Raw genomic sequence first — 23,129 nt, 5'->3', positions numbered from 1 at the left:
CTTTTCGCTGCAATCTTTTAAAATTTTTTTACTCAGGTTTCATAAAATGAAAAAACCTGAAAATTTTAAAAGGATTTCCGCTTCAAAACGAGGCACGAGTTTCGCCGATTCCTTTAAAAATATAAAAAAAACAAAGAGGCAATCGGGGCTATTTTTTACGCAAATTTCTTCGGTTCACACCCGCCAAAAAATCTATTCATAATAACACAGAATCAATTATATTTGCATTACAATTTTTATAAAATCATGAAAAATAAAATTTGGTTGTTGGCCATCGTTGCGCTTACTGCTTCTGCATGCAGAACTCCGCTTCAAGTGGCTCAAGTTCAACCGCAGAAAAATACTTCTATCACTTCTGAAATTGCAGAAAATCAGAATTTTGTATCCGTTATCGCTCCATATAAAGCAGAGTTGGAGAAAAAAATGAATTCTAAAATTTCTTACACTTCTGTAGACCTTAATAAATCGGGAGACAATTCTAATTTAGGGAACCTTTTGGCAGATTTCACTTATGAAGGAGCAGAAGAATGGGGCGAAAAAAATAATATTGACATAGACGCTGCGGTAATTAACATTGGCGGAATTCGTTCTACGATTGGTGCAGGAGATATTTTGACCAAACATGTTTTCGAAGTAATGCCTTTTGAAAATGAAGTGGTAATTGTAAAAATGAAAGGGAGTGATTTAAGAGGTTTATTTCAATATTATCTAGAAACACAGAAAAATAACCCTGTTTCTCATCTTTATATCGAAACAGAAAACGGTAAAATTAGTCAAGCTTTAATCGATGGGAAAAATGTAGAAGATAATAAGGTGTATTACATCGCTACATCTGATTATCTTGCTCTGGGTGGTGATAATATGAAGTTTTTCAGCAAAGGAGAATTGATTTCTACAGGAATTAAATTAAGAGATTTATTTTTAGAATATTTCAAGAAAAATCCAGAAGTAAAAGCTAATAAAGACATTCGTTTAAATTTTAAAGGGAAAAACTAATGAACAGAAAAGAATTTTTAAAAACAGTAGGAGGCGGAACATTAGCACTTTCTTTAGCGCCTAATTTAGTTTTTGCCAGTCAAAAAAGTATTCTAGATAAAAATGCGGCTTATAAATTGACCGTTTTACATACCAATGACCAACACAGTAGAATAGAACCTTTTGATTCTAGTTATTCTAGAAATCCTAATCAGGGAGGTTTTGCAAGACGTGCTACCTTAATTCAGCAGATTAGAAGTCAAGAAAAAAATGTTCTGTTATTAGATGCAGGAGATATTTTTCAAGGAACACCGTATTTTAATTTTTATGGAGGCGAACTAGAATTTAAATTAATGTCTATGATGGGTTATGATGCTGCAACTATGGGAAATCATGATTTCGATAATGGTTTAGAAGGTTTCTTGAAGGCTTTACCGAATGCTAAATTCCCTTTTATCACTTCTAATTATGATTTCAGCAATACCATTCTTGATGGAAAAACCGAAAAATATAAAATCTTCAAAAAAGATGGAATTAAAGTTGGTCTTTTCGGAGTGGGAATAGAGTTAGATGGATTGGTGGGCAAGAAACAATACCAGGAAACTAAATATTTGAATCCAGTAGAAATCGCACAGCATTATGCAGATTTTCTGAGAAAAGAAAAAGGTTGTGATTTGGTAATTTGTCTATCACACATTGGTTATGATTATAGAGATGATGCGGATAAAATTTCTGATAAAAAATTAGCAGCTCAGACAGATAATATTGATTTAATTTTAGGAGGTCATACTCATACTTTTTTACCAGAACCACAATCTTTTACCAATAAAAGTGGCAAAAACGTTTTGGTGAATCAAGTAGGTTGGGCTGGATTGCTTTTAGGAAGAATAGATTTTTATTTTGACAAAAATAAGAGTTTACAAAATATTTCATGGAATAATCAAGTTATAGATGATAGCATTTTAGGTTAAAAATTGATGATGAAAAAAAATATATTAGTCTTTTTACTGCTCTTTTTGTATTTTTCAGTGTTTTCGCAAAACACCAATAGTAAGTGGAGCGATTTGTTCTCTTACAATAATGTTTTGGCTTTCAAAGAAAAAGACGGTAAAATCATTGCAGCAACCGAAAATGGAGTTTTTTATTACAACACCATTTCAGGTGAAATTACCAAACTTTCTAAAGCCAATGGTTTGCATGAAGTGAAAATTTCGGCTTTTGACTATGACGCTGCTACCAATACAGCAATTATAGGTTATAAATCTGGTAATCTAGATGTGGTAACTGCAGATGGTGTAACGTATGTGGTAGATATTCCGCTTTCTCAAAGTTACACAGGAAGTAAAACGATTAATAATATTTCTATCAATGGAGACAAAGCCGTGATTTCTGTAGGTTATGGCGTTTCTATTTTTAACATCACCAAAAAAGAATTTGGGGATACTTGTTTCTTTTTTAATGGTACTTCTTACGAAAAAGTTTTAGAAGCCACCATAAAAGACAATACGGTTTATGCGATTACAGGAACCAGTCTTAAATATCATCCTATAGACGTAACTTTTTCGGTGTACAGCAATTGGAATTCCGCAGCAGGAAATTATACACAAATAGATTCTAAAGCAACTTTGGTATTATCTAATAACAATACGGCGTATTATGGTAATGTGGGAAGTTTAAGTTCAATTCCGCAAAGTTTTACCAAAATTAAAGACATTAAAGTTACCGATTCCCAAATTATTGTTGCAGACCAAACCAAAGTATACGCGTATACACTTACAGGAACTTTGCAAAAAACAATAGATATCGCAGAAGAAGTTAATACGGCTTTTGTTGTAAACAATCAAATTTATACAGGAACTAAACTTTCAGGAATTTATGATGAGTCTAAAAACTCCTATAAACCAGATGGTCCATATTCTAACATTTCGTACAAGATTAGCCTTTTAGATAATCAACTATGGGTTTCTACGGGAGGAAGAGATGGTTATAATACTCCGTTTTATACAGGTTTAGGGTATTATCATTTTGATGGGAATAAATGGAATTATCCTAATTATTTCAAAAGTTCTACTTTCGTTTGGAATATTTTAGATGTAGTTCCTAATCCTTCTAAACCATCCGAAGTTTTCTTTGCCAATTATTCATTTAGAGCAGGAGAAAAAGGGATTTATAAAATGGATAACAATGTTTTTGTAAAAGCATATAACCAAACAGATGCTAATAACTTTTATAACAGACCTGCTGGTTGTGTTTTTGATGAAAGTAGTCAACTTTTTTGTTCCGTTGGACTTTTGCAAAATCAGAAATATACAGAAGGTGTCTATGTTTATGATAAATCTACCGATCAGTTTGTTATTAATTCATTAATTTCTGCGGGTAGTATGCAGAAGCCACTTGTAAAAGAAGGAAAATTATTTATTCCGTCTCCTTATTATAATCCGGGAGGTTTGATTATTTCTGATTATAAAAATACACCGCTTAGTTTTTCAGATGATAAAACCATACTGATTAATTCCAAAAATGGATTGGCAGCTTCTGGAAGTGTTTCAGCAGCGATAGATAAAAATGATGACATTTGGATAGGAACTAGACTAGGTCTTAGAATTTTACCAAACGCTTCTAATGCAATTAATAATACTGATAATAAAGCAGAGCCTATTGTTATTACTCAAAACGGAATTCCCGAAGAACTTTTTAAAGATTTGGTGATTCTTCAGGTAGAAGTAGATTCAGGGAATCAAAAATGGGTTTCTGTAGAAGGTGGAGGCGTGTTTTACCTCAGTTCTAATGGAGAAAATACCATTTCTCATTTTACAAAAGTAAATTCACCATTACCAAGTGATGTAGTGACAGATATAAAAGTTGACCCTAAAACAGGAAAGGTTTATTTTGTAACCTTTGATGGAATTGTGGTCTATCAAGGAGATGTAATCAATGTTTCTAGCGATTTTTCTGAGATAAAAGTTTATCCAAATCCAGTCGTTACAAGTCAATACAGAGGAAATGTAAAAATTACGGGACTTGCTGAAAAAACCAATATTAGAATTACAGATGCAGCAGGAAACGTAGTGCATCAAGCAGTAGCAAGAGGAGGTTATTACGAATGGAATCTCAATAATCAAAAAGGTATTAGAGTAGCCTCGGGAATTTATTTTGTCTTAATGACCAATGAAGATGGAACCGATAAAGCTACCGCGAAAATTGCAGTGGTGAATTAATGGATAAAAACACAGGATTTTTACTCTCATACATTAAATATGGAGATTATGATGCTATTCTGCATTGTTATACATTAGAAAGCGGTTTTCAGTCGTTTTTCATGAGAGGAATATATTCTGCTAAAAACAAAAAGAAAGCCTTTCTTTCGCCGCTTAATGAACTGGGAATTACCTTTTCAAGTCATCACGGCAACCTTCCAACGATTAAAAAGGTAGAACTGAATGAGAAGTTACCAGATGAGGTAAATGTTCATCAGAACGCGGTGATTTTTTTTCTTTCGGATTTTCTCAATCAAATTTTGAAGAACGAAAGTCAGAACGTTGCTCTTTATCAAGAAATTAAATTTTTCAAACAGAAAATTTTAGAGAAAAAGATGCATGCGCATTACTTTTTTCTGATTAGGATGCTTCAGTTTTTTGGTATTTCTCCATTGGTGTCCGAAGAAAAATTTTTAAATATTGAAAAGGGAGTTTTCCAAGAAGAAATTACTCAAAAAGAAGTAGATGAAGAACTGTCTTTTCTTTGGAAGAAAATTTTAAACCAAGAAATAGATGAAGATTTTATAATTGAAAAAAAATACAGAAAATCTTTATTAGATTCTATTTTACAATACTATAAAATGCATTTTCCAGAATTTTATTCACCTAAATCTTTACCTGTAATTTTAGAAGTTTTTGAATAAAAAAAACCGCCTAATTAGGCGGTTATATTTTTTAGTCTTCTGCTGATGTTCTTGTTTCAGTTTTATATACTTGAAAATTGAAAACAAATGTTCTATTTCTGAAACTAAAAGATGAAAATGCAAAATGTTCATCTCTTGCATAAGCTGCTCTAGATGGCACTATAATAACACCTTGTAAATTATAATTAGCATCATCTGCAATTTCACAGCTTTGGAAATTTTTAATGGCTTCTTGAAAACCTTCCATTTCGTAGAATGATCTGGTTTTCGTAGTGTTATTATCGGTGTTATACTTGTTTAACACACTTGTTCTTACATGATAATAAGCAGGGTCTATTTCTGGTGTTCCACTACTAATAATAGTTGTTCTAAAAGGATATTTGGAGTCAAATTTCACTACATTATCACTGCCTTTTACAGCTACATAAGTTTGTGTATTGTGCATGATTCTAATTTTATCAGTCGCAGCGATTGCTTTTCCATTATTAGGAGTGTATCTGCTGATATAAATTACTCCAGAATTAAGTTTTACGGGATTGTAATCAGATAGAGGTTTTTCATTATCATCTGTGGTAGAAGTACTGCTAAATGCTACGATATTTCCTCTAGAATCAAAATAGTTGTCTTTTAAAAATTTTTGAATGGCCTCATCATCATATGTATTCTGAGTTTCTATACTCACTTCTTCTGTAGTGCTGTTATTGTCATCATCATTATTACATGATGTGATAGCTAGAGAAGCTAAAGCAAGAAACAAAAATATTTTTTTCATAAGTTTTTTATCCTTTAGATTTGTTTAATTAAATTGCTCGATATTTTCAATAACTGCAAAAGTATAAATAAATTATGAGAATTGATAAATTTTTATGGAGTATTAGGTTTTACAAAACAAGAAATATAGCAGCCGAAGAAATTAAGAAAAATAGAGTTTCTATAGGAGAAAATAGCGTAAAATCTTCCAAAGAAGTAAAAGAAGGAGATATTATCAAGATAAGAAAAAATCAAATCGACTATAAAATTAAGGTTTTACAAATTCCCAAAAGTAGAATAGGAGCCAAATTAGTTGCCCTTCATGTAGCAGACATGACCGAGAAAGAGCAATATGAATTGCTGAAACTCAGAAAAATGTCTCAAGATTATTACCGTACCAAAGGAGAAGGAAGGCCAACCAAAAAAGACAGAAGAGACATGGATGATTTCTTAGAAACAGACCATGATGAAACTTCCATGACAGAAGATGATTGGGATTCTTTCTTTAAGGATGTAGCTGAAGAATAGTAGTAATTTCTTCTACTATTTCTTCTGGCGTTTTACGGTCGGTATCTACAACGTATTGTGCTTTATTGTAAAAAATATTTCTCTCAAAAAGGTGTTTGGCGATAAATTCTGGTAAATTTTCGTCACTTATTCTCGCAATAAGAGGCCTTTTTTCTTTTTGTTTAGATAATCTTTGAACCAGTGTGCCAATATTTGCTCTCAGATAAATGGTGATAGAGTTATTATTAAGGATTTCCATGTTATTGTAGTAAACTGGAGTACCACCACCTAGACTGATGATGCAATTTTCTTGGGTTGCAAGTAGCTCTTCCAAAGTTTCTTTTTCTGACTTTCTAAAGTAGATTTCACCCTTTTTTTCAAAAATTTCGGGTATAGTCATGTTTTTTTTCTTAGAAATTTCTTTGTCGAGGTCAAAAATTTTAAAATTTATTTTTTCTCCCAATATTTTGGAAATGTGAGATTTACCGCTTCCCATGTAGCCTACAAGTGAAATAATCATAATTTTATTTTGCACAAAGTTCTTAAAAAATTTTGAGAATTTAAAAAAAGGCGTATCTTTGCACCACTTTTTAACAGAGATGTTAAGGAGACCTGGTAGCTCAGCTGGTAGAGCAATACACTTTTAATGTATGGGTCCTGGGTTCGAATCCCAGCCAGGTCACAACAAAATTCCGTATACCCTTTACGGATTTTTTTTGCCTACGTGGTGAAATTGGTAGACACGCCATCTTGAGGGGGTGGTTTCCTAAGGATGTGCTGGTTCGAGTCCAGTCGTAGGCACGAAGAGCAAAAAATAAAAACTTAGAAATTTTTATAAATTTCAAAGACCTGGTAGCTCAGCTGGTAGAGCAATACACTTTTAATGTATGGGTCCTGGGTTCGAATCCCAGCCAGGTCACAATTTACGAAAGTAAATTTTTTTCATATTAATATTTTGTGATTTGGTGTTTAAAAGCCTTCAAGGTAACTTGAAGGCTTTTTATTTGTTTTCATCCTAAATGCATATTGTCTATTAATCTTACCGTGTCTGCATACGCTACTATAAATGCTCTGTATTTTTTATCTTCATCGATAGCATGTGCTTCTTTAAGCGTTTCTTCATCTGCAATGACAAAATATTCTAATTCGAAATTAGAATTTCTAAAAATATCAGTCACCCTTTGTTTAATTTCTTCCAGAGAAATCACTTTAAACCATTCTTTTACTTTTGTAAGTGTTTTGTAGATGATTGTTGCTTCTTTTCTTTGGGTTTCTGTAAGTCTTACATTTCTAGAACTCATGGCAAGTCCATCTTCTTCTCTTAAAGTCGGAACTCCATGAATTTTTACGGGTAGTTTTGTTTTTTCTACCATTTTTTTGATAATGGCTAATTGCTGGTAATCTTTTTCGCCAAAGTAAGCATTGTGTGGCTGTACTTGTCTGAAAAGTTCTTCTACGATGGTTCCTACTCCGTCAAAATGACCTGGTCTGTATTTGCCTTCCATTTCGTTTTCTAAACCACCAAAATTATATTTTTTACTGTTCAGTCCATCTGGATACATTTCTTCTACATTGGGAACGTAGACTGCATCTACACCTGCTTTTTCTAAAAGTTCTAAGTCTTTTTCTAAGGTTTTCGGGTATTTTTGAAAATCATCTGGATTATTAAATTGGGTAGGGTTTACAAAAATGGAAGAAATAACCTCGTCGTTTTCTTTTTTAGCAGCTTTGTAAAGAGAAAGGTGACCTTGGTGAAGTGCGCCCATTGTTGGGGCAAATCCTATCTTTTTACCCATTTCTCTCTGTCTTTCAACATAATCAATCAGTGTTTTTTTGCTTTTCAGAACTTTCATAAAAATTGTATTTAGGGTAAAGTTATAAAAAATTGTTAATTAAAAGAAATTCGGTTATTTTTTTGTATTTTTGCATAATTAACCGTCTTTGTATAGAGAAGAAAAAAATATTATGCCGAATCAAAAGATTTTATACGTCACCACAGAGATGTTTCCATATCAGGAAGATAGTAATATGGCGATGATGGTGAACAAGATGGCACTGAAGATGCACCAAGAAGGCAATGACGTAAGAGTTTTTATGCCGAGATTTGGATTTATCAGCGAGAGAAAATTTCAGTTGCATGAAGTGATTAGATTATCTGGAATGAATATCATTATCAATGATTTAGACCAGCCTTTAATCATAAAAGTTGCTTCTTTGCCAGGAGAAAGATTGCAGGTTTATTTCATAGATAATGAAGAATATTTCAAGAGAAAACAATATTATCAGGATGAAGATAATCAACCGTTTGATGATAATGATGAACGAGCAATTTTCTTTGCAAGAGGTGTAATTGAAACCATTAAAAAACTAAATTGGGTTCCAGATATTATCCATTTTAATGGATGGATGGCGTCATTTATCCCGATTTACCTTAAAAATTACTATAAGACAGATTCTTATTTTAACGATACTCAACTTGTGCTTTCTGTGTACAATGAAAAAGATTTATCTCTAGGTGACAATATTACTGAAAAATTAAAGTTTGATAATATTGAAAACCTTAAAGCATTAGAAGAACCTACCATCCAAAGTTTTGTAATAGAAAGTATGAATTTGGTAGATACTATTGTAAAAGGAGATGAATTTTTAGAAGAAAAATTAGACAAGGCCTTTGAAGAATCTAAAACACCTAAAAACGAATATGTAGACGGCGGTTCTATAAGCGAAATTTACTAATCACAAATCACATATAATTACTTAAATGATAAAAGAAATTCAGAATATCTTTAGGCTATTTTTTATTTTATTTTCGGGAGCTGCTATTACAGTAGCTTGTGAATCAGAGCCAGACGAATTAGGAATGCAATTTTTCCAAAACGGTACAGCTCAAGGAACAGAAGCAAGTTTCGATGTAGTAGCCTACAATGTTTATAATAATGACATAGTAGAAGCAGATAATAATAGATTGTCTGAGGCTACATTAGGTGCTTTTGACGAGTCTAACTTCGGAATGCAAAAGTCATCATATGTCACTCAGGTGAGATTATCTTCTTATGATCCAGATTTTGGTGCAAATGCTGTAGTAGATTCAGTAGTTTTACAAATGAAACCGTTTTATCAAACCGCAACCGATTCTGTGGTGACTAAAACTTATGATGATTACATACACCCAGATAATATTCCAGCAAAAAAAGTTGTAACCAGTTATCCAATCAAAAAATATGGTAAAGCGAAAAGAAATTTTACCATCAACGTACATGAAGTAACTGATTTCTTATATTCTACAGAAACCAATTTTTATTCTAACCAACAAGTAAACACTGGAGCTTTATTAGGAACCAAATCATTTGATGGATATCTTAGAGCCATAAAAATTACCAAAGACTCTGATAATTCTGAATTATTCAGTAGAGATGCCGGTTTAAGAATTGCTTTAGATAAAGACTTTTTTCAATCTAAAATTATTAATAAAAAAGGCTCATTTGAACTAAAAGACGTTGCAAGTTTTATTAGATATTTTAGAGGTTTGAAATTTTCAGTTGCAGAAGATGATGGATATATTTTTAATTTCAATCCAAATGAGTTGTCTGTGATTATTTATTATAAATATGATAAAACTGAAAATAACACTACCTCTAGGACGGATGGATCCTATACCTTAGATTTAGGTTCTGCAAATGTTCATTTTAATCAAATACAATATAGCCGTAGCAATACTTTCTTAAATTACGTTTCAAGCACACCTAATACCAATGGTGACACTAAACTTTTCCTCCAAGGAATGGGCGGTCCAGGTGCTGAAATAGTAATTCCAGATGCTGCCATTGCTCAGCTTAAAAACTTATATAAGAACGAAAAAATAGGATTACTTTCTGCTAAAATTAGATTGTATTCAGATCTTGCATTGTGGAATAATTCTTATGCAAAACCAGATACTTTTGCTACTTTGATTAAAACGATTGGAACAGACAATAGTACAACATTTTCGTTTTTCCCAGATAAAGATATTTTTGCTTATTCTGGAGTTTATAAAATGGTAAAAGCCGTAGATTTAGATAAAAATCCTGCTTATTATGAAATAAGCATTACTCAACTTGTTAAAAATATTATAGAAAAAGAAGAAGCTAATAAGCCTATATCTATAAATATAGGAAGTTTCCAAACTTCTAGTTCTACAGGAGCTCTTTTAGGAACAGATTATACTACTAAAGCTTATACTCCAAATAGAATTGTTTTAGTAGGATCTGATGCTAATAATGCTCAGTATAAAGCTCAATTAAAAGTAATTTACTCAAAAAAATAATATAACTATGTGCGGAATTGTAGGTTATACAGGTTTTCAAGATGCTTATGATATTGTTATCAACGGCTTGAGAAGATTAGAATATAGAGGTTATGACAGTGCAGGAATTGTACTTGAAGATAAAAATAATAATTTTGAGGTTAAGAAAACTAAAGGAAAAGTTTCTGATTTAGTTGACATTTCAGAAAACTTAAAAGGAACTTCTCATATTGGGATGGGACATACAAGATGGGCAACTCACGGAGTTCCAAGCGATAGAAATTCTCACCCACATGTTTCTAACGATGGTAAAATAGCATTGGTACATAATGGTATTATAGAAAATTATGATACGATTAAGACGATGCTTATTGGCAAAGGTTTTACTTTTTTATCTGAAACTGATACAGAAGTTCTAGTTAATCTTATTCAATATATTTTAGATACTCAAAATGTAGATTTTCCACAAGCAGTAAGATATGCGTTAAACGAAGTTTATGGAGCGTATGCAATTACAGTAATGCACAAGGATTATCCAGGAGTTTTAGTAGTAGGAAGATTAGGTTCGCCATTGGCAATTGGTTTAGGAGATAAAGAATATTTTATCGCTTCAGATGCTTCACCGTTTGTGGAATTTACTAAAGAAGCGGTTTATCTAGAAGATGGACATATGGCTACTATTTCATTAGAAAATGGTGTAGATATTAGAAGCATCAAAGAAAATGAAAAGATAGAACCTGCTATCCAAGAACTTAAATTATCATTAGAACAAATAGAAAAAGGAGGTTATGAACATTTCATGTTAAAAGAAATTTTCGAGCAGCCAAAATCTATTCAAGATACATTAAGAGGTAGATTGCTTGTAAACGAAGGCATTATAAAAATGGCTGGAATTTGGGATCACCTTGATAGAATTAATAAAGCTGAAAGAATCATCATCATTGCATGTGGTACTTCTTGGCATGCTGGTTTAATCGGGGAATATCTCATCGAAGAATTTGCAAGAATTCCTGTAGAAGTAGAATATGCTTCAGAATTTAGATACAGAAATCCTATCATTACCGAAAAAGATATCGTAGTAGCCATTTCTCAATCAGGAGAAACTGCAGACTCTATGGCAGCGATTAAATTGGCTAAAGAAAAAGGAGCATTTATCTATGGAATTTGTAATGTGGTAGATTCATCAATTGCAAGATTCTCAGATGCTGGTTCTTATACTCATGCTGGTCCAGAAATTGGAGTGGCTTCTACCAAAGCATTTACGGCTCAATTAACTATTTTATCACTTATCGCCCTTAAATTAGGTAAGCATAATGGTAATCTAAGTAATGCAGAGTTCATGAGACTCATCACGGAGTTAGACAATATTCCTAAAAAAGTAGAGGAGGTTCTAAAATCTACACATGATTATGTGAAAGAAATTGCGCATGATTTTGTGAATTCTACCAATTTTTTATACTTAGGTAGAGGATTTAATTTCCCTGCAGCATTAGAAGGAGCACTTAAGTTGAAAGAGATTTCTTATATCCATGCAGAAGGTTATCCTGCAGCAGAAATGAAACACGGTCCTATCGCTTTAATAGACGAAAATATGCCAATTGTAATCATTGCTCCTAAAAAAGGTCATTATGATAAAATTGTAAGTAACGTTCAAGAAATTAAAGCAAGAAAAGGTAAGGTAATCGCTGTAGTAAATTACGGAGATGAGCAAGTTGCTTCTATGGCAGATTATGTAATAGAAATTCCGGAAACTTCAGAATGTTTCTCGCCAATAGTAGCATCTATTCCGTTGCAATTATTAGCTTACTACATTGCGGTTTACAGAGGTGCGAATGTAGACCAACCAAGAAATCTTGCGAAATCTGTAACAGTAGAATAAATTTTTAATCAGATACAAAATATTTTACTTTAATTTTCGTTTAAAAAAAATCTTAAAGATTTGTTAAAAAAAAAATTAATTATATATTTACCGCTTTAAACTATAATAGTATAATGAAAAGAATGTTTCTTTTGATGCTTGCAGCATCTTTTGTGGTTTCATGTTCTAAAGGTGGAGGAAGAGCAAGCTCTGGAAAACCAGACTCTAGAGGAGAATTGGTGCCAAAAGAAAGTAAAAAATCTTTTGAGGCTCAAAGACCTTACGGTATGGTGGCCATTCCTGGTGGTTCTTTCGTAATGGGGCAGGCTGATGCAGACTTTACCGCAACACCAGAAAAAGCTCCTCTGAAAACCGTTACCGTTTCTTCATTTTTTATGGACGAAACAGAGGTAACCAATTCAGAATACAGACTCTTCGTAAACTATGTAAGAGACTCTATTGCAAGAACATTATTAGCAGAAGCTGCAGGTGATGATACCAATGAAGATGGAATAGGGAGATATGCTTTTTTAGCTAAAAAAGCGGGTGATGATGCAAACGCATATCAAAAATATTTAGAAGCTCAAGGTGATAGAGATGGGTACAATGATTCTAGAAAATTAGATTGGAGAGTGCCATTATACTGGAAAACTGGTCAATATCCTGACGAAAAATATGCAGAAGTAATGGAATCTCTTTACTTACCACCAGCTAAAAGAATTAATAACGAAAGATTATTAGATACCCAAAAATTAAAATATTCTTACGAGTGGGAAGATATAGCAACTGCGGTAAAAGATAAAACAAGAAGTGCAAGTTATCTTAAAAAAGAAAGCATTGCTGTTTATCCAGATACCACAGTTTGGGTTAAAGATTTCAACTATGCGTATAACGAACCTTTATTTGATAGATATTTTTGGCATAGAGCTTATAAAGACTATCCAGTAGTAGGAGTAACTTGGGATCAAGCAAGAGCTTTTTGTGATTATAAAACGAAAGCAAAAAGAGACTACGTGAAATCTGGTAAAAAAAGAGGAGACAATCCTATGAAATTTAGACTTCCAACAGAAGCAGAATGGGAATACGCAGCAAGAGGTGGTCTAGAAAATGCAACTTATCCTTGGGGTGGACCTTATCTTACAGATGATAGAGGTTGTTATTTAGCAAACTTTAAACCGAAAAGAGGTAATTATATAGAAGATGAAAAGAAAGGAACTTATCCATATACAGCTCCAGTAAAAAGATTCCATAGAAATGGTTTTGGTCTATATGACATGGCTGGAAACGTTGCAGAATGGACGGAGTCTCCTTACAGCAACTCTACGTATCAATTCTCGTCAACTTTAAATCCTTACTTATCAAACCAAGCCTACAGAGAACTTAAAAAATCTGTAAGAGGAGGTTCTTGGAAAGATGTAGGTTACTTATTAATGACAGGCTATAGAGACTGGGAAAGAAAAGATTCTGCAAGAAGTTATATTGGTTTTAGAACTATTCAAGACGTTCCTGCAGGAACAGCTAGATTGAGAAGATCAAGCAAATAAAAAGTAAAAATTAAATTATCAAAAACTATTAAAAAATCAAAGGTATGATTGGGAATCCGTTTAAAACTAAAGACACAACTTTAAATTTTATTTATTCAGCAGGTGCTGCTGTTGTAATTTTGGGAGCATTATTTAAGTTAAATCACTGGAATATTGGGCCATTAACTGGTACTTGGATTCTAGCAATCGGGTTAGGGGTAGAAGCTTTAATTTTCTTAATCTTCGCATTTGATGCACCAAAAGAAGAAGCTTCATATGCTTGGGAAAATGTTTATCCAGAATTATTAGATGCAGACGCACAGCCAAAAGCTAGAAAAGTAGCTGCGGTAGAAACTTCTGACTTAGACGTTACCTTGTCAAATAAATTAGATAAAATGTTAGCTGATGCTAAACTAGATGTAGAATTATTCGAAAGACTAAAAACAGGAATTGATAAATTTTCAACTTCTGTAGAACAAATTAATTCTACTGTAGATGTATCACAAGCTACTACTAAATATAATGATCAATTAACTTTAGCTGCTAGTCACCTAGAAAGTATGAATGCATTGTATTCACTACAATTAGAGCATGGTAAAGCACAAAGCGAAATGAGTAAAAAGTATGTAGAAGATATCCAAAAATCTGCAGACCAATCTCAGAAATTTAATGATGAATTAGCAGGTCTTACATCTAATTTAAATAATCTTAATAGAGTTTACGGAGGTATGCTTTCTGCAATGAAAGCTTAATTTTCTTTCAATATTTTAATCAATAAAAATTTAAAAAAAAGAATTAAAATGGCAAAAGGAAAACAAACACCTCGTCAGAAAATGATTAACCTGATGTATCTGGTTTTCATTGCGATGCTTGCAATGCAGATAGATCAAGAAATCATCAGATCATACCAAGATACTAATCAATCTCTTACTGATTCTAGAGGATCAGCAGAAGAGAAAAATAAAATCTTTGAAATCACTTTAAAGGCTAAAGCTGATAATTCACCTGAAACCTTTGGGTTGGCAAGTCAGCAATACCAAGGAATGAAGTCAAAAGCTGATGAGTTAGTAGATTTTATTGAAAATATAAAAGGACAATTAAAAACAGAAGCAGGATTTGATGCTAACAAAAATGTAGAAGATAATTTTTCTTCTTTAAACAATACAGATGCTGTAACTAAAAAGTTCTTTAAAGGTGGAGATGCAGAATTACCAACTAAAAATTCTGAGGATTTAAAGTCTAAAATGGCTGCGCTTCAAAGCTACATCATTCAAAATTTTGGAAACAATAAAGATTTAGTTTCTGTAGTAGAGAGAGCTAAAAAAAGACTATCAACTGATGATGCACCTTATAAAAAACAAGGTAAAAACTGGATACAATACAAATTTTATAATCAGCCTTTAATTGCTGCACTTTCTAATTTAGAGGTAATTCAGTCAGAAGCTAGAAACTTACAGTCAGACGCTCTTTCTCTAATGTTAAGAGAAAAAGTAGATGCAGATATCAAGTTTGATGCTTTCGAAGCGGTAGTTGCTGCTCCAGATGTAATTATTCAAGGAGAACCAGCTGAAGCGAAAGTATTTATTGGGACTTATGACAGTAATTTACCAGGATTTGGTGTTGCTGGTGCAGACAGAACAGAAAACGGAATTGGTTATAAATCATTAGTTTCTTCTACTCCAGGAGAATATACTTTCAATGGTATTGTTTCATTTAATGATGCTAATGGTAAAAAATTAGAATACAAATTCTCTCATCCATATAGAGTAGTTCCTGGTGCTAAAGAAGTAGCATTCGAAAGTGGAGCTTTATTATCTGCTGATAAAATGAACGTTTTATACCGTGGTGTTCAGAATCCAATTTCTGGTTCTATCCTTGGTGCTGATAATAGCCAAACTACACTTACCGCAACTGGTGGAACAGTTACTAAAAAAGGTGGAGGTTCTTGGGTAATTACTCCAGGTTCAGGTAATTCTACTACATTAACCATTTCAGGAAAAGGGCCTAAAGGTCAAGTTATTTCTCAGAAATTTGAGTTTAGAATTAAAAATGTTCCAGCTCCTCAAGGACAAATTAGAGGTGAAAACGAGGTTACAATGCCAGCAACTTCTATTGCTAATCAAACAGTTGGTGCTGCCATTCCAGATTTCGATTTCCCTGTAGCATTTGAAGTAACAGGTTTCAAATTTAAGGTTCCAGGAAAAGCTGCGATGTTTGTAAATGGTAACTCATTAAGTTCTGTAGCAGGTCTTACTAAGAACCTAAGATCAGGAGATATTTGTTACATTGCAGGTATTCAAGCAACTGCAACTGGTTTAGGAGGTCAAACTCTGAAAAAAATCAGTCCTATTGTAATAAATGTTCAATAATTTAGTTATTAAGAATATACATATCATATCATTAAAATGAAAAAGATTTTAATTTTACTATTAGCATTAAGTGTTTTTTCTGTAGACGCGCAGACAAAGAAAAGAACTACGAAGAAGAGAACTGCTAAAAAAACTACAGTTGCTAAACAAGAAACTCCAGCTCCCGCAGTTGAAGCAGTTCCTGTTACTCCTAATGTTAATACTGAAGTTACAGCTACAGCACAACCAGAAGCTGATTTAGAGCCTATTAACTCACTATCTATATTAAATGCTAAATCTCCTGCAGCTTTCAGAGTATACAGAGAGATTGGCACTGTTAAAAAAGGTGATTCAGTTATTTCTGCTAGAAATAAACCTATTAGCTATGGTTATATAGATGAAAAGGATGTGCTAAGAAGTATGGTTGTTTGGGAAATTATTGATATGAATGAAAAAATCAATCAACCTTTTTATCATAATGCTGATGGAATTGTTTCTCAAAATAAATCTTTATATCAATTGTTGATTGACAACATCATGAGTGGTGATATTAAAGAAGTGTATGATGATGAAATGTTCATGACCAAGCTTGCTCCTGAAGCAATTAAGCAAAGGTTATCAGTAACTAAAGAATCTGACTGGTTAATTGATAAAAGAAATGCTGGAGAAAAACTTACTCCAGAAGATATCAAAGCTGGAACAGACGTTATTGAAACTAAAACTGAAAGCGTAAAACTTCTTAAAGTTAAAGGAATGTGGTACGTAGACAGAAGAGATGGTCAAATGAAATACAGACTTCTAGGTATTGCTGCGATGGGACCAGATCCTACCATGATGGCAGAAAAAACTGCAGATGGTGTTTCTTTAGGTAACAAAGATGAATTAATTGATCTTTTCTGGGTGTATTATCCAGATGCTAGAGAAGTTCTTGCAAACTCAGTAGTTTTCAATAGTAAAAACTTATCTTCAGATTTAACTTATGATGATATTCTTAATGCTAGAAGATTTTCTTCAATTATTTATAAATCAGACAATGGTTTAGGAACAGGAATCATTAAAGACTATATTCCTAATGATGCTGAAGAACAATTAGAAGAATCTGACAGAATTAAAAATCAAATTCTAGAAATGGAAAATGATATGTGGAATTATTAATCCAAATATCCTCATATAAACAAAAACCTAAGTATCTTTGCTTAGGTTTTTTTATTGACAATTTATGACGAAATCCGTAGAATATATTATCGTAGGAGATGGTTATGCAGCAATGTTTTTAGCGCATCAATTCATTAAAAATAACAAATCATTTTTACTTTTTACCGAAGGCAAAAAAAGTGCATCAATGGTTTCTGCAGGAATGATAAATCCTGCAGTTCTTAAACGTTTTACCACGTTTTGGTTGGCGCAAAAACAAATCGATTCTCTTAAAAATACCATGACCGAAATAAAACAATATACAGGTCAAAATTACTTGATAGAAAAACCTATTCTAAGAGTTTTTCATGAAGAAAAAGAGAAAGAACTTTGGCTGAAAAAATCAGATGACGAAAATTTGAAACCTTTTCTTTCCAAAGATTTTGTAAAACTTAATTCTGTCAAAAATCCATTTGAATGTGGAGTGGTGAATCAATCGGCTCGGTTAGATGTAAGTGGTTTTTTCACAGATATGATGAACTTTTTAGAAAGTCAAAATTATCTTATCAAAGAAAAATTTGATTATCAGTTATTGAAACCAAATGATTCTACCTACAAAGATATTTCGTTTAAAAAAATAATCTTTGCCGAAGGAATGGCAGTTAAAGAAAACCCATTTTTTGCTGAAATTCCAGTACATCAGAATAAAGGTCATCATTTAGAAGTTCAACTTTCTGTGCCTTTAGAAGATGGGTTTACGATTAAAAAGAAGCATTTTATTTTCCCACTAAACAATGGGAATTATTATTACGGCGGAACGTATGATCGTGAACAAATCCATCATAAAATTGACGATGCTGCGGTAGAAAAACTTACCAATGCTTTAGCAGCGTTTTATCCTCATGATTTCGAAGTAAAAGAGGTGAAATTCGGATTTAGACCTACGGTTAAAGATAGAAGACCGATTATAGGAAATCATCCAGAATTTGGTAATTTATATGTGTTTAATGGATTGGGAGCAAGAGGAATTCTCAATGGAAGTTATTTCTCCATTAACCTTTATCATCATTTAGAAAACGGCGAAGAAATTCATCCAGAAGTAGATTTAAAAAGATTTCAATAAAAAAATCCGCAATAGTTTGCGGATTTTTTGCAGAAAGGAAGGGATTCGAACCCTCGATACAGTTACCCGTATACTACCTTTCCAGGGTAGCTCCTTCAACCACTCGGACACCTTTCTTTTTCAGATGGCAAAGGTAGAATTTATTCTTCAATTTCCGAAATTTCTCCACGCAGATTTTTCTTAAAATTTTCAGCAAAATCACCTGAGTAATTTGGATTATCAATTAAATGCATAGCTTTTGCCAAAGCACTTTCGGCAGTGATGTCATGACCGCTTATTGCGCCAATCTTTTTGAAAATGTTACTGTTATTGTATTTTCCGATGCTTATTCCACCAGAAACACATTGAGAAATCACCACGATTTCAGTTCCGTTATTTCTGATTTTTTGAAGCACTTCTTCCGTTTTTTTATTGCTGAAAATCGTTCCAGAACCGAAAACTTGAAGAATTAAAACCTTGATTTTAGGAATTTGAGGCAAACTTTCTAAATTGATTCCAGGGAAAATTCTCCACAAAAGAATGCTGTCATTCAAATGTAAATCCACCGAATAATCTTCTTGATAAGGCGTTCTATACAGCATGGCTTCTTCCACCTTCAAGTGAACACCAGATTCTCCTAAAATTGGGTAATTTGGACTGATAAATGCATCGAAATTCTCAGCAGAATATTTTAAACAACGGTTTCCTCTCAATAATTTATATTCGAAATAGAGCGCCACTTCTTGTACCACAGCTTCATCATTTTGATATAAACTCGCGTAATAAAGACTCGTGAGTAAATTTTCTTTGGCATCAGTTCTTAAATCCCCGATTGGCAATTGCGAACCCGTCAAAATCACAGGTTTTCTTAAATTTTTAAGCATGAAACTCAGTGCAGAAGCCGTATAAGCCATGGTATCTGTTCCATGAAGAATCAAAAATCCATCAAAATTTTGGTAATTTTTTTCAATTAATTGCGCGATTTCCTTCCATTCTTTTGGTCCAACATCTGATGAATCCAATGGTTCTGAAAACTGATGAACGCTTACCTCGCATTCCAGCAGATTCATCTCTGGGATTTTATTGAAAATATGATTGAAATCAAAAGCGCGAAGACTATTGGTTTCATAATCTTTCTCCATTCCGATAGTTCCGCCTGTGTATATGATGAGGACTTTTCTTTTCATGTAAAATTTTCTTTTTTGTAGAATTTTTCAGACTTTAAAGTTAAAAATTTAAAGTTAATTTCTAAAATATTTTGCAATTTTGCCAAATGATTCCTAAAAACAGACTTCAAGAAACTTTTGATTATCTAAAACAATTTCTTACTGATGAAAGATTGAGTAAAATAGAGCATTTTTCTCAGGAGAGTTCAGATTTTGTGCTTCCGGTGATGGAAGATGTGTATCAGTTCCGTAATGCAGCAGCGATTGTAAGAAGTGTGGAAGCTTGCGGTTTTCATCACGTAGTTGCTTTGGAAGAAGAAAATGTTTTCAACCCAAATTTGAAGGTGACGAAAGGTGCAGAAACTTGGGTAAAAGTAGAAAAAATGCCTAATAATTTAGATTCTTTGAAGGAAATCAAAAACAGAGGTTATAAAATTTTGGCGGTTTCTCCAGAAAATAACGCAACCATGTTGCCTGATTACGAAGTGAAAGAACCGATTGCCCTGGTTTTTGGGACAGAATTAGAAGGTGTTTCTGATGAAATTTTAGAGTTTGCAGACGAAACTTTGGCCATTCCCATGTATGGTTTTACCAAAAGTTTTAACGTTTCTGTTGCCGCTGCAATTTGTATGTACGAATTGAAGCAAAAACTCATGAAATCTGGAATTGATTATAAATTGTCCGAAGAAAAATTACTAGAAATGAAAATCAGATGGACAGTAAATTCTATTAGAAGTGGCGAAAAACTTTTGGAAAGATTTTTGATAGAACGCAGATGATATAGATTTAGCAGATAAACACAGATTTATTTTCAGTGAAAATCAGTTTAATCTGTGTTATCAGTGTTCAAATATAAATTATAGATTCACTTTTCCGAATAGAAAAATTTTCTATTCACTTATTGACTTAAAATAATTCCACGCAGCTACGAAAATCCCTGCGGTTTCTGTTCTTAATCTTTGGTGTCCCAGTGAAACGGCTTTAATGCCTTTTTTGGCTAACATTTTAATTTCTTTTTCAGAAAAATCACCTTCTGGACCAATAAGGAAAGTAGGATTGGTCAATTCTGGAATTTCACTGAGGTTGATGCGTTCAAAAGCAACATCGCAATGCGCCACAAAAGTCATTTCCGGATTTACATTTTTAATAAAATCTGAAAGTTTTGTAACATCATTAATTTTTGGAAAGAAGAATCTTAAACTTTGTTTAGAGGCTGCAACAGCTTGTTTTCTGAGTTTTTCGATGTTCAGGTTTTTACGTTCTGTTTTTTCAGTATTTAGAATAGTAATCTCAGAAATACCCATTTCTGTTGCTTTTTCAACAAAAAATTCAATTCTGTCGATGTTTTTGGTAGGTGCAATTGCAATATGTAATTGTCTGGTAAGATTCGGAAAATATTCTTGAACTTCCGTAACGTTCAGACTGACTTTTTTCCCTTCAAAAACGAGGTTTCCTTTGGCGAGATTTCCTTTTCCGTCTGTCACGAAAATTTCTTCGCCTTCTTTCATACGAAGAACTTTCACGATGTGCTGTTGCTCTTCGTCATTAATTTTTACATCTGGAATAATTTCGCCAAAGAAAAGTTTCATTTTTTTATTTTTTGAACAGTGAAATGATTTTTTTGCCAATTGTAATCAAAATTACCATCAATAAACCGCCAATAATTCCAGCGGCAAATTCATTGACAATAGCAGGTGTAGGTAAATCTTCAACCAAATGATGTAAATATTCTACATTGTGTAGGAAAATTCCTCCAGCAACTAAAATTAAAGCAATAGTACCCACTACTCCTAAAATTTTAATTACCCAAGGCAACATATTGATGAGCAATTGACCAATATTAAATAAAATTCCGCCTTCTTTTTTAGATTTTTTTTGCAGTTTATATCCAGCATCGTCCATTCTTACAATTAAAGCTACAATTCCATAAACCCCAACTGTAGCGATGATTGAAACGACAGTAACGGTTAGAATTTGGTTAAGAAGCGGTTGGTCTAATACAGAACCTAAAGCAATAATTACAATTTCTAAGGACAAAATAAAATCAGTAGTGATAGCAGATTTTACTTTTGCTTTTTCTGCAGCGATAGGATCATCCATCACATCTAAAGCTTCTTCGTGTTCTGTTTTGTGGTCATTTTTATGAAAGAAAAATTCTATAATTTTTTCGGCACCTTCATAAGCCAGATATAAACCACCAATCACCAAAATGATTTTGATGGCTGCAGGAAATAACCAGTTTAACCCAAAAATAATGGGTAAAATAATCAATTTGTTAAGGAATGAACCTTTGGTAATTGCCCAAAGTACAGGTAATTCTCTAGAAGAAAGGAAGCCTGTCGCTTTTTCGGCGTTTACAGCCAAGTCGTCTCCTAAAATTCCCGCGGTTTTTTTGGTTGCCAGTTTACTAGCAACTGCTACATCGTCCATCAATGCAGCGATATCATCTAAAATTGCAAAAAAGCCTGAAGCCATAAGTGCTTAGTTATAAGTTAAAAGTTATGAGTTTGTTTAAAAATTTAAAATTACGATATATTATTATTTTTCATCACCCAACATCATTACATATCGTATCTTGCAGTTGCGCTGGTTCTTAAATCTGTAAATTCTCCACGTTCGAATTTCAGTTTTGCTACCATGGCAATCATTGCTGCATTGTCTGTAGTGTATTCAAATTTCGGTATGTAAACGTTCCATCCTAATTTTTCTGCATTTTTCTGCATGGCTTCTCTCAAACCAGAATTAGCAGAAACACCACCAGCAATCGCTACTTCTTTAACATCGTAATCTTTGGCAGCTTTTTCTAATTTTTTCATCAATACATCGATGATGGTTTTCTGAACAGAAGCGCAAAGATTTTCTACATTTTCTTGAATGAAATTCGGATTTTCTTTCAGTTGTTTTTGAAGAAAATATAAAACCGAAGTTTTAATTCCGCTGAATGAATAATCGTAGTTTTCAAGTTTAGGTTTTCCAAAAATAAAAGCATCAGGATTTCCTAATTTAGCGAGTTTATCGATAATTGGACCTGCAGGATAATCTAATCCCATGATTTTTCCGATTTTGTCAAAAGCTTCACCAGCAGCATCATCTATGGTTTTTCCAATGATTTCCATATCAAAATAATCTTTCACCAAAACAATCATGGTGTGTCCTCCAGAAACGGTAAGACATAGAAATGGAAATTTAGGTGGCATCGGATTTGCATCTTCGATAAAGTGACAAAGAATATGCGCCTGAAGATGGTTAACTTCAATCAATGGGACATCTAAACTCATCGCCAAAGATTTGGCAAAAGACGTTCCTACAAGCAGAGAGCCTAAAAGTCCAGGTCCACGAGTAAATCCTATGGCAGAAATATCTTTTTGTTGTATATTTGCTTTAGTGAAGGATTTTTCCACTACAGGAATAATGTTTTGTTGGTGGGCTCTAGAAGCCAATTCTGGAACTACGCCACCATATTCTTGGTGTACCGTTTGATTCGCTGCTATATTAGAAAGGATTTTATTTCCGTTAATAATGGCAGCAGAAGTATCATCACAAGAAGATTCTATTCCTAAAATAATTGGTTCATTCATAATTA

21 protein-coding genes and 4 tRNA genes are annotated in these 23,129 nt (G+C 33.0%); 17 read left to right on the top strand and 8 right to left on the bottom strand.

Going from position 1 to position 23,129, the window contains the following annotated elements; genetic code table 11:
* Window positions 1-246 precede the first annotated feature (246 nt).
* From ACT53I_RS07270 to recO, 4 genes are read left to right on the top strand one after another with little or no spacing between them, the layout of a single operon-like run.
* Window positions 247-996 (top strand): 5'-nucleotidase C-terminal domain-containing protein, encoded by a 750-nt coding sequence (locus ACT53I_RS07270; protein WP_476079075.1) that lies wholly within the window; start codon window positions 247-249, stop codon window positions 994-996.
* Window positions 996-1,946: a bifunctional metallophosphatase/5'-nucleotidase gene (locus ACT53I_RS07265; RefSeq protein WP_104793362.1), complete on the top strand. Its 951-nt coding sequence runs from the start codon at window positions 996-998 to the stop codon at window positions 1,944-1,946. The genes ACT53I_RS07270 and ACT53I_RS07265 overlap by 1 nt, the downstream gene beginning before the upstream one ends.
* Window positions 1,947-1,955: 9 nt before the next feature.
* Window positions 1,956-4,193, top strand: a complete 2,238-nt coding sequence (gene porZ / locus ACT53I_RS07260) for a type IX secretion system anionic LPS delivery protein PorZ (protein ID WP_476079074.1) — start codon at window positions 1,956-1,958, stop codon at window positions 4,191-4,193.
* Window positions 4,193-4,876: a DNA repair protein RecO gene (gene recO / locus ACT53I_RS07255; RefSeq protein WP_371487416.1), complete on the top strand. Its 684-nt coding sequence runs from the start codon at window positions 4,193-4,195 to the stop codon at window positions 4,874-4,876. Before porZ ends, recO begins: the two co-directional genes overlap by 1 nt.
* Before the next feature lie 31 nt (window positions 4,877-4,907).
* Here recO and ACT53I_RS07250 read toward each other — a convergent pair whose 3' ends face one another.
* On the bottom strand, window positions 4,908-5,648 hold the full coding sequence (locus ACT53I_RS07250) for a hypothetical protein (RefSeq protein ID WP_476079073.1): 741 nt from the start codon (window positions 5,646-5,648) through the stop codon (window positions 4,908-4,910).
* Between the two features lie 74 nt (window positions 5,649-5,722).
* Between ACT53I_RS07250 and ACT53I_RS07245 the strand changes: the two genes are divergently transcribed.
* Window positions 5,723-6,154 (top strand): RNA-binding S4 domain-containing protein, encoded by a 432-nt coding sequence (locus ACT53I_RS07245; protein WP_476079072.1) that lies wholly within the window; start codon window positions 5,723-5,725, stop codon window positions 6,152-6,154.
* On the opposite strand, the gene ACT53I_RS07240 is transcribed toward ACT53I_RS07245, so the two are convergent.
* Window positions 6,132-6,653 carry a shikimate kinase gene (locus ACT53I_RS07240; RefSeq protein WP_476079071.1) on the bottom strand — a complete coding sequence of 174 codons (522 nt, stop codon included), beginning with the start codon at window positions 6,651-6,653 and terminating at the stop codon, window positions 6,132-6,134. The genes ACT53I_RS07245 and ACT53I_RS07240 overlap by 23 nt on opposite strands.
* Before the next feature lie 89 nt (window positions 6,654-6,742).
* On the opposite strand from ACT53I_RS07240, the gene ACT53I_RS07235 reads away from it, so the two are divergent.
* From ACT53I_RS07235 to ACT53I_RS07225, 3 genes are all read left to right on the top strand, one after another.
* A tRNA-Lys gene (locus tag ACT53I_RS07235) sits at window positions 6,743-6,815 on the top strand.
* Between the two features lie 36 nt (window positions 6,816-6,851).
* Window positions 6,852-6,934: transfer RNA gene (locus ACT53I_RS07230), tRNA-Leu, on the top strand.
* A 45-nt stretch (window positions 6,935-6,979) separates the two neighbouring features.
* Window positions 6,980-7,052, top strand: a tRNA-Lys gene (locus ACT53I_RS07225).
* 91 nt (window positions 7,053-7,143) lie between these two features.
* On the opposite strand, the gene panC is transcribed toward ACT53I_RS07225, so the two are convergent.
* A complete protein-coding gene (gene panC / locus ACT53I_RS07220) occupies window positions 7,144-7,986 on the bottom strand; it encodes a pantoate--beta-alanine ligase (protein ID WP_476079070.1) in 843 nt (280 codons plus the stop codon).
* Between the two features lie 112 nt (window positions 7,987-8,098).
* On the opposite strand from panC, the gene ACT53I_RS07215 reads away from it, so the two are divergent.
* From ACT53I_RS07215 to ACT53I_RS07180, 8 genes are all read left to right on the top strand, one after another.
* Window positions 8,099-8,869 carry a glycogen/starch synthase gene (locus ACT53I_RS07215; RefSeq protein WP_476079069.1) on the top strand — a complete coding sequence of 257 codons (771 nt, stop codon included), beginning with the start codon at window positions 8,099-8,101 and terminating at the stop codon, window positions 8,867-8,869.
* A 25-nt stretch (window positions 8,870-8,894) separates the two neighbouring features.
* Window positions 8,895-10,436, top strand: a complete 1,542-nt coding sequence (locus tag ACT53I_RS07210; RefSeq protein WP_476079068.1) for a DUF4270 domain-containing protein — start codon at window positions 8,895-8,897, stop codon at window positions 10,434-10,436.
* Window positions 10,437-10,443: 7 nt separating this feature from the next.
* Window positions 10,444-12,294 (top strand): glutamine--fructose-6-phosphate transaminase (isomerizing), encoded by a 1,851-nt coding sequence (glmS, locus tag ACT53I_RS07205; protein ID WP_476079067.1) that lies wholly within the window; start codon window positions 10,444-10,446, stop codon window positions 12,292-12,294.
* 113 nt (window positions 12,295-12,407) lie between these two features.
* On the top strand, window positions 12,408-13,817 hold the full coding sequence (gene porK / locus ACT53I_RS07200; RefSeq protein WP_069799438.1) for a T9SS ring complex lipoprotein PorK/GldK: 1,410 nt from the start codon (window positions 12,408-12,410) through the stop codon (window positions 13,815-13,817).
* A gap of 44 nt (window positions 13,818-13,861) precedes the next feature.
* On the top strand, window positions 13,862-14,548 hold the full coding sequence (gene porL / locus ACT53I_RS07195; RefSeq protein ID WP_476079066.1) for a type IX secretion system motor protein PorL/GldL: 687 nt from the start codon (window positions 13,862-13,864) through the stop codon (window positions 14,546-14,548).
* A gap of 48 nt (window positions 14,549-14,596) precedes the next feature.
* Window positions 14,597-16,165 (top strand): type IX secretion system motor protein PorM/GldM, encoded by a 1,569-nt coding sequence (porM, locus tag ACT53I_RS07190; RefSeq protein ID WP_371487407.1) that lies wholly within the window; start codon window positions 14,597-14,599, stop codon window positions 16,163-16,165.
* A 36-nt stretch (window positions 16,166-16,201) separates the two neighbouring features.
* Window positions 16,202-17,299, top strand: a complete 1,098-nt coding sequence (gene porN / locus ACT53I_RS07185; RefSeq protein ID WP_476079065.1) for a type IX secretion system ring subunit PorN/GldN — start codon at window positions 16,202-16,204, stop codon at window positions 17,297-17,299.
* 64 nt (window positions 17,300-17,363) lie between these two features.
* Window positions 17,364-18,401, top strand: a complete 1,038-nt coding sequence (locus ACT53I_RS07180; protein ID WP_476079064.1) for an NAD(P)/FAD-dependent oxidoreductase — start codon at window positions 17,364-17,366, stop codon at window positions 18,399-18,401.
* A 30-nt stretch (window positions 18,402-18,431) separates the two neighbouring features.
* Here ACT53I_RS07180 and ACT53I_RS07175 read toward each other — a convergent pair.
* A tRNA-Ser gene (locus tag ACT53I_RS07175) sits at window positions 18,432-18,518 on the bottom strand.
* Between the two features lie 23 nt (window positions 18,519-18,541).
* The gene (locus ACT53I_RS07170; protein ID WP_476079063.1) at window positions 18,542-19,567 is read right to left on the bottom strand and encodes an asparaginase; all 1,026 of its coding nucleotides are present in this window, start codon (window positions 19,565-19,567) and stop codon (window positions 18,542-18,544) included.
* An 86-nt stretch (window positions 19,568-19,653) separates the two neighbouring features.
* Between ACT53I_RS07170 and ACT53I_RS07165 the strand changes: the two genes are divergently transcribed.
* Entirely contained in the window at window positions 19,654-20,325 is a 672-nt protein-coding gene (locus tag ACT53I_RS07165) for a TrmH family RNA methyltransferase (RefSeq protein ID WP_476079062.1), read from the top strand.
* Between the two features lie 111 nt (window positions 20,326-20,436).
* Here the strand turns inward: ACT53I_RS07165 and ACT53I_RS07160 are convergent, their stop codons facing one another.
* From ACT53I_RS07160 to tsaD, 3 genes are all read right to left on the bottom strand, one after another.
* A complete protein-coding gene (locus ACT53I_RS07160) occupies window positions 20,437-21,135 on the bottom strand; it encodes an RsmE family RNA methyltransferase (protein ID WP_476079061.1) in 699 nt (232 codons plus the stop codon).
* A 4-nt stretch (window positions 21,136-21,139) separates the two neighbouring features.
* Window positions 21,140-22,021 (bottom strand): DUF808 domain-containing protein, encoded by an 882-nt coding sequence (locus ACT53I_RS07155; protein WP_476079060.1) that lies wholly within the window; start codon window positions 22,019-22,021, stop codon window positions 21,140-21,142.
* 86 nt (window positions 22,022-22,107) lie between these two features.
* Window positions 22,108-23,124: a tRNA (adenosine(37)-N6)-threonylcarbamoyltransferase complex transferase subunit TsaD gene (gene tsaD, locus ACT53I_RS07150; RefSeq protein ID WP_476079059.1), complete on the bottom strand. Its 1,017-nt coding sequence runs from the start codon at window positions 23,122-23,124 to the stop codon at window positions 22,108-22,110.
* Between the last annotated feature and the right edge of the window lie 5 nt (window positions 23,125-23,129).

Source organism: Cloacibacterium sp. DMC96, assembly GCF_056313765.1.
Note: the sequence above shows the minus strand (reverse complement) of the source record. Positions and strands in the feature narration are given on the sequence as shown.

Coding starts and splice junctions, on each gene's coding strand:
- ACT53I_RS07170 (WP_476079063.1), bottom strand. CDS start 19,567: ATGAAAAGAAAAGTCCTCATCATATACACAGGCGGAACTATCGGAATG.
- tsaD (WP_476079059.1), bottom strand. CDS start 23,124: ATGAATGAACCAATTATTTTAGGAATAGAATCTTCTTGTGATGATACT.
- recO (WP_371487416.1), top strand. CDS start 4,193: ATGGATAAAAACACAGGATTTTTACTCTCATACATTAAATATGGAGAT.
- porN (WP_476079065.1), top strand. CDS start 16,202: ATGAAAAAGATTTTAATTTTACTATTAGCATTAAGTGTTTTTTCTGTA.
- ACT53I_RS07210 (WP_476079068.1), top strand. CDS start 8,895: ATGATAAAAGAAATTCAGAATATCTTTAGGCTATTTTTTATTTTATTT.
- glmS (WP_476079067.1), top strand. CDS start 10,444: ATGTGCGGAATTGTAGGTTATACAGGTTTTCAAGATGCTTATGATATT.
- ACT53I_RS07165 (WP_476079062.1), top strand. CDS start 19,654: ATGATTCCTAAAAACAGACTTCAAGAAACTTTTGATTATCTAAAACAA.
- ACT53I_RS07250 (WP_476079073.1), bottom strand. CDS start 5,648: ATGAAAAAAATATTTTTGTTTCTTGCTTTAGCTTCTCTAGCTATCACA.
- ACT53I_RS07245 (WP_476079072.1), top strand. CDS start 5,723: ATGAGAATTGATAAATTTTTATGGAGTATTAGGTTTTACAAAACAAGA.
- ACT53I_RS07265 (WP_104793362.1), top strand. CDS start 996: ATGAACAGAAAAGAATTTTTAAAAACAGTAGGAGGCGGAACATTAGCA.
- ACT53I_RS07160 (WP_476079061.1), bottom strand. CDS start 21,135: ATGAAACTTTTCTTTGGCGAAATTATTCCAGATGTAAAAATTAATGAC.
- porK (WP_069799438.1), top strand. CDS start 12,408: ATGAAAAGAATGTTTCTTTTGATGCTTGCAGCATCTTTTGTGGTTTCA.
- ACT53I_RS07270 (WP_476079075.1), top strand. CDS start 247: ATGAAAAATAAAATTTGGTTGTTGGCCATCGTTGCGCTTACTGCTTCT.
- porL (WP_476079066.1), top strand. CDS start 13,862: ATGATTGGGAATCCGTTTAAAACTAAAGACACAACTTTAAATTTTATT.
- porZ (WP_476079074.1), top strand. CDS start 1,956: ATGAAAAAAAATATATTAGTCTTTTTACTGCTCTTTTTGTATTTTTCA.
- ACT53I_RS07180 (WP_476079064.1), top strand. CDS start 17,364: ATGACGAAATCCGTAGAATATATTATCGTAGGAGATGGTTATGCAGCA.
- panC (WP_476079070.1), bottom strand. CDS start 7,986: ATGAAAGTTCTGAAAAGCAAAAAAACACTGATTGATTATGTTGAAAGA.
- ACT53I_RS07155 (WP_476079060.1), bottom strand. CDS start 22,021: ATGGCTTCAGGCTTTTTTGCAATTTTAGATGATATCGCTGCATTGATG.
- ACT53I_RS07240 (WP_476079071.1), bottom strand. CDS start 6,653: ATGATTATTTCACTTGTAGGCTACATGGGAAGCGGTAAATCTCACATT.
- porM (WP_371487407.1), top strand. CDS start 14,597: ATGGCAAAAGGAAAACAAACACCTCGTCAGAAAATGATTAACCTGATG.
- ACT53I_RS07215 (WP_476079069.1), top strand. CDS start 8,099: ATGCCGAATCAAAAGATTTTATACGTCACCACAGAGATGTTTCCATAT.